At 35.2% G+C, this 5,164-nt stretch carries 5 protein-coding genes and 1 pseudogene; 2 read left to right on the plus strand and 4 right to left on the minus strand.

What is annotated here, in order from left to right; translation table 11 throughout:
• Positions 1–226 precede the first annotated feature (226 nt).
• Together CBG25_RS10400 and CBG25_RS10405 are read left to right on the plus strand one after the other, a co-directional pair.
• Positions 227–376 (plus strand): hypothetical protein, encoded by a 150-nt coding sequence (locus CBG25_RS10400; RefSeq protein ID WP_290605994.1) that lies wholly within the window; start codon positions 227–229, stop codon positions 374–376.
• A gap of 11 nt (positions 377–387) precedes the next feature.
• Positions 388–1,104: a hypothetical protein gene (locus CBG25_RS10405; protein ID WP_290606502.1), complete on the plus strand. Its 717-nt coding sequence runs from the start codon at positions 388–390 to the stop codon at positions 1,102–1,104.
• Here CBG25_RS10405 and CBG25_RS10410 read toward each other — a convergent pair.
• The 4 genes and pseudogenes from CBG25_RS10410 to CBG25_RS10425 form a co-directional block, all read right to left on the minus strand.
• On the minus strand, positions 1,101–1,721 hold the full coding sequence (locus tag CBG25_RS10410) for a LysE family translocator (protein ID WP_290606503.1): 621 nt from the start codon (positions 1,719–1,721) through the stop codon (positions 1,101–1,103). The genes CBG25_RS10405 and CBG25_RS10410 overlap by 4 nt on opposite strands.
• Positions 1,722–1,846: 125 nt before the next feature.
• Positions 1,847–2,323, minus strand: a complete 477-nt coding sequence (locus CBG25_RS10415; RefSeq protein ID WP_290606504.1) for an H-NS family nucleoid-associated regulatory protein — start codon at positions 2,321–2,323, stop codon at positions 1,847–1,849.
• Positions 2,324–2,336: 13 nt separating this feature from the next.
• Complete coding sequence (locus tag CBG25_RS10420) at positions 2,337–2,543, minus strand: Hha/YmoA family nucleoid-associated regulatory protein (protein ID WP_290606505.1); 207 nt, start codon at positions 2,541–2,543, stop codon at positions 2,337–2,339.
• Positions 2,540–4,502: pseudogene (locus CBG25_RS10425) on the minus strand (DNA topoisomerase); the annotation flags it as partial. The gene CBG25_RS10420 and the pseudogene CBG25_RS10425, both read right to left, overlap by 4 nt.
• Positions 4,503–5,164 lie beyond the last annotated feature (662 nt).

Consider the following 5,164-nt stretch of genomic DNA (forward strand, 5'->3'; position numbering starts at 1 on the left):
GTTTGATGATAGGATTATTTGTTTGATACATAAAATTACCTTTTATTTAATTATCTAATGATGTTAATTAAAACCGGTAACTTTCTTTTTTAAATCAGAATTGTCAGATTAAGTTAAGACTAATACAATATATTGCTGTTTGCGTTCCTTTGATAGTGATTGCTGCTTTGAGTTTCTTAATCACCACATTAGGCGCATTCATTGCAATTGGGGTTACTATTTTCTATTGGTGTGGTGGGGCGGGGCGGTTGATGGTTATCTGGTTATTCTGTTTTGGGTAGCGATTGGGATAGCACATAACGCAGAAGAGATATTAAAGTGGTGGATAGAAAGTCGTGCTGCCTTTCGTTTTTTTCGTCTGATTGATGAGGTTTAGGAGTAATAAAAGTGGGTGTTAACGGCTGGTTTAAAAAGAAAGACAAAAAGGTAATGCCACCAAAAAATCATTCTATTCAACCGAGTGAAAAAAATGCTTTTTCTGCTTTCTTTTTTAAATACCCCCAATATGTCACTGATGCATTTATTACATTAGGTGAAATAGAATGCATTAAAACAGAAAGTTCTATTTTGCCGGAAAATATTATCTTATTGAACCAGATTAATGATAGTCTTGCCGATAATTTTATCGCTTTAATGAAAGTCAGGTTAATTGAATTCTTTAAACCAAAAGCAACGAATGATTCAGAAAATAAGCAACTTTTATTTGAATTACAAAATGTTACCTGTGATTTTTTAGTCCTCAATCATGAGGTAAATCCAGTATTGATTGCCCATCAAAAGTTAACTCAAGATGCAACGGCCTTTGAACAAAAAAAAGCATTAATCATCCAGCGTATTGCTGCCATAACTAATGTTCACTTTATATTTATAAACCAACTTTCTGATTTAAAGGCAACCAAAAAATTAGATTTTCTTTGGAAAGTCGAGCCAAAAAATGAAGAATTAAAAAATATTCTTCCAGAAGATAATCAGAAAGAATATATCCATAAAGTCACCCAAGAAATTGAAATACCTTCTTCAATAAACGAAGAATCTGACAATATTCAAGATGATTATTGTCAAATTAAGATAAAGAAAAATACAAAATTAAATAATATAAATTAATGGGTGAAAAATAGTACTCCAGTTCCCATTATAATGAGTATGCTCCCAAATATAATATTCTGGAGTAAAATTATTCTTCTGTTATTGATGAGTTTTTTCATATAACTAGCCGAAAAAGCGTAAATATTCATCATCACTGTATCTACAGTCATCATGGTAATAGCCATTATTACTATTTGTTTCCATAAAACGCTCGATGGTTCGATAAATTGAGGCATCAAACTAATCATAAAAGCCCATGTCTTCACATTTGTTATGTCAGTTAAAAAACCAGTAATTAAACGGTTATACCATGCAGTGTTGTTCACTGATGTAATATTTTCATAACTCTTTTTTGAGACAGAAAAGATAATTTTTATTCCCATAAATATTAACCATATTGCCCCTATTATTTTTATAATAAAAAATAGTTGAGGAAATGAGATAAACACTTGTGTACCAAATCCCACCATAATAACAATTAACCCGACAGCGGTTTCTTGACCAAAAATTGTAGGAAGCGTTTTTTTATAGCCATAAGTCATCCCATGATTCATAGTAAGTATTGCCCCTGGACCGGGTGAAATTGCGGTAAAAAATGCGATGGATAAAAATGCAGTCCATAATAAATATGTCAAAACAGCCTCTTTCTTTTTATTAGTTTAAGTAATTAAATTCTTATATTTCCTATTATTAATAGATCACTGATTGAAGTGACTGCTTAAAAATTGACTATGATTGCAGCAGTCACTCATCAAATTCGTTATGCTTTTTCCTGAGCGAAATTCTCTGTTTTTTGGATCAAAAAATCGTCTAAATTTTTCCCTTCATCGAGTAACATCTTTAATCCTTTAGGCATTTTGGCATTCCCTGACCACGTTTTTATTTTTTTAGTCCTTGGATCTTCGTATTGATATTTTGGGGGATAAATCGCTTTGTGTGATTTTCCTTTCTTTTTGGCCTGTTTTTGCTCAAATACAGAAACGGTTAGCGTTTCCGGTGATAGTCCAAGTTCTTTAAGGTACTCAATGGCTTTGAGACGTTTTTCTTCTAGTTCTTGAAGTTCAAGCATTCTTAATTCTTCTTCTTCCCGTCGTTCTTCAATGAGAGAAGAAAGTTTATCTCGTACTTCTACCATCCATTGAAAATCCTGATGGTTAGTGAATTTTCGCATGTTGGTAATACCCGTCATATGGGTAACAATAATCTGGTACTGCTCTTCTTTGCTTAAATTACTCATTTTTTTCTCTCTGTTAACGAACGTATTTCCATACGGAAGCGGGAACTTTGTCATACAGGGTGTTCATTCTTATTTCAGCAAGGCGGTGATCAACTGCAAGCTGGAAATTGGCATATTCATCACCGGATATTTTTTTGCTGATGCGCTCAGCGATTTTGTAAAGGGTTTCTTCGTTAGAGCATCTTCTAAATTGAAGTAACCATTGTTGTTTTGTCTTCATTCTGTATTATTTCTTGATTGAAATTCAAATCGGGTTGCCCCTGTGGTCTTGTCATGCAATATCAAAGCTGCATCAAAGTTTTTACCCGCTTTGCTTTTAAAACCTTTGATGATGTTTGTTTTTCCTTTTTTGACCAGTGTTTCAACCTGTTTTGGGGTAAGGGTTTTCTCACAAACTGTTTTCCATATTTTAAAACCACATTGCGCTTCACAAACGACAAGTTTAGGCTTATCCAATAATGCCTTGTTGCAATTAGGGCAGCACATAGCGTTGCTTGTCTGATGCGTTGTTGTGGTATCAATCTTGAGGTTTTGTCCAATATCATCCGATAGCAGACGATTAATGTCACCATACAATTGTTCGACAAATGCGTCAACCGTGAGATTTCCCTGTTCAATCTGTTCCTGTTTTTCTGACCAAAGCGCGGTCATATCAGGATTGGTGGCAATATCCGGTAACGCCTGAAAAAAATCAAGTCCTTTTTGCGTAGGGATAAGGTTTCTTTTATCCAAAACAATAAATTCACGGGCTTTCAATTTTTCTATCATGCTATGACGGGTAGCGGGTGTACCAATTCCCCCGTGTTCGTCTTTTTTGTCCTTGTCTTTGGTTTTGAGCAGTGTTTTTATTTTAGCGTCTGTTACAAAATCTGCCACCCTCACCAAAGCAGCAAGTAAACTTGCTTCGGTAAAAAGTGGGGGTGGGGTGGTTTTCTTGGTGTTGACGGTGGCTTTTATGCAATCTACTTTCTCACCTGTACGAAGTTTTGACAATATCGCAAATTGACCTTTGTCTTGCTCTACTTCTTCATTGTTCTGTAAAAACTCCGTAAAGCCGTTATCAGTGGTCTTTGTTGCCCGCGCCGTAAATGTTTCAGTGTCAATTTTTAGCAACACTGATGCTTCCTGATAACGTTTATTCGGTAAAAATTGGCTGAGATAATAACGGGCAATAACCAGATAAACGGTTTTTTCATCATCACTTAGCTGACTTAAGTCAGGCGTATTGACCGTTGGAATGATAGCCGTATGAGCGGTGACTTTGCTGCTATCAAAGGCTTTGGATTTTAGTCTGTCTTGGGTTTTTACCTCAGAAAACAGATTAAGATTTTTTAATGCTGCAATCAGTTGTGGGGCTTCACTGTACTGTTCTTCTGAAAGATAAGAACAATCTGAACGGTTATAGGTGATCGCCTTATATTTTTCCCGTAATTGTTGCGTGATTTCCAGTGTTTTTGCGGCGGGTCATTTTGTGGTTTTTATTCATGTATTGCTGCAACTTCACCAGATTAAACGGCAGCGGGGGAGCCGTTTCTTTGTTGTCTACGGCTGCCACCACCACATCCGCTGTTTTCCCTTCACAGAATTTAGCTACCCGTTCACCAAAATCTTTATCAATTAAGCGTTTCTTATCATCCTGTGGAGCGTTTTCGCTAATTTGCCAGTTGGCTTCAAATTCCGCTTTAAAGTGGTCAAAAATACCCGTAATTGTATAGTAAAAACTTTCCTTGTGGTTTTGATTCGCCAGATAACGACGACAAATCAAGCCTAATATTGGTGTTTGTACTCGTCCAACCGATAATGGCGTTCCTCGATAACCTTTTTGTTGGGCGGTGACGGTGTAAGCACGGGTCATACTTTTACCATAAATATCATCACCGACACTTCTAGCTAGCGCTTTATAAAATAGCCCCTTGAATTTCTGGTTATCTTTTAAATTATTCAACGCTTTTTTAACAGCAGCATCGGTATTATCATTAATCAGCAATCGTTGAACAGTTTTTGTGTTGTTGGCATAAATCAAAACTTCATCAACCAGTAGTTGCCCTTCATCATCAGGGTCGCCAGCATGAATAATGACGTTTGCTTTTTTGATAAGCTCAACCACAATTTTAACCTGTTTTTCTTTTCCTTCGCACGGCTGATATTTAACGGGATAGAGTTTTAACGGTAAATCTTCTTTAAGCCTGTTGCTCAATAGCAAAATTAATTGTGACTTACAAAAAAACCAGCTATTGATGATAAAATAATCAATTTTTGAATTAAAAATGACCTATATAAGATTAAAAAATAACCTATTTTTGTGTTTTTTAGATGTATCTAACTTGTTTTTATTGAAAGCAGTTTTATTTCACTATTGAGCAATAGGTTTCATAGAACATAAATGGGCACAGGCTAAACGAAAAAAAAGGGAAATAGGTTGTGATATTGATACCTTATTTTCTGTTTATATGTAATCAAAATTAAGTCGTTTTACTATACACGTTGAGGAACATGAAACGAGTTACTGTAATTTGAGGCGGGATGTGTATATTTCCCAAGAATGAAGGTGTCACCGACTTTCATATCTCTGATTGAACGCTGAAAACAAAGAGACATCCGGCAGTATCGCATAAAATCATAAACCGTTTTGATTGAACTCATTTTCATGAATGACTCCATTTAAAAAACATAAATCGTCGTTGTTGATCGTTAGATAAGCGGTTGAAAATAATTCACGAGTTTCGCAGTCTCTAAAAAAGAAGTATAAATTTAAAAACAAGAAAAAATCAGGATGTTCATATTTTGTCCGGTTATCCATGCATTAAAGATATCTATAAAATATTCTTGCAAGTAAGCAGT

Origin of the sequence: Arsenophonus sp. ENCA, assembly GCF_002287155.1 — a bacterium.
GTDB classification, from domain to species: Bacteria; Pseudomonadota; Gammaproteobacteria; order Enterobacterales; family Enterobacteriaceae; genus Arsenophonus; species Arsenophonus nilaparvatae.

Excerpts from the sequence above, each read along its gene's own strand:
- CBG25_RS10415 (WP_290606504.1), bottom strand. The coding sequence starts at position 2,323 with ATGAGTAATTTAAGCAAAGAAGAGCAGTACCAGATTATTGTTACCCAT.
- CBG25_RS10420 (WP_290606505.1), bottom strand. The coding sequence starts at position 2,543 with ATGAAGACAAAACAACAATGGTTACTTCAATTTAGAAGATGCTCTAAC.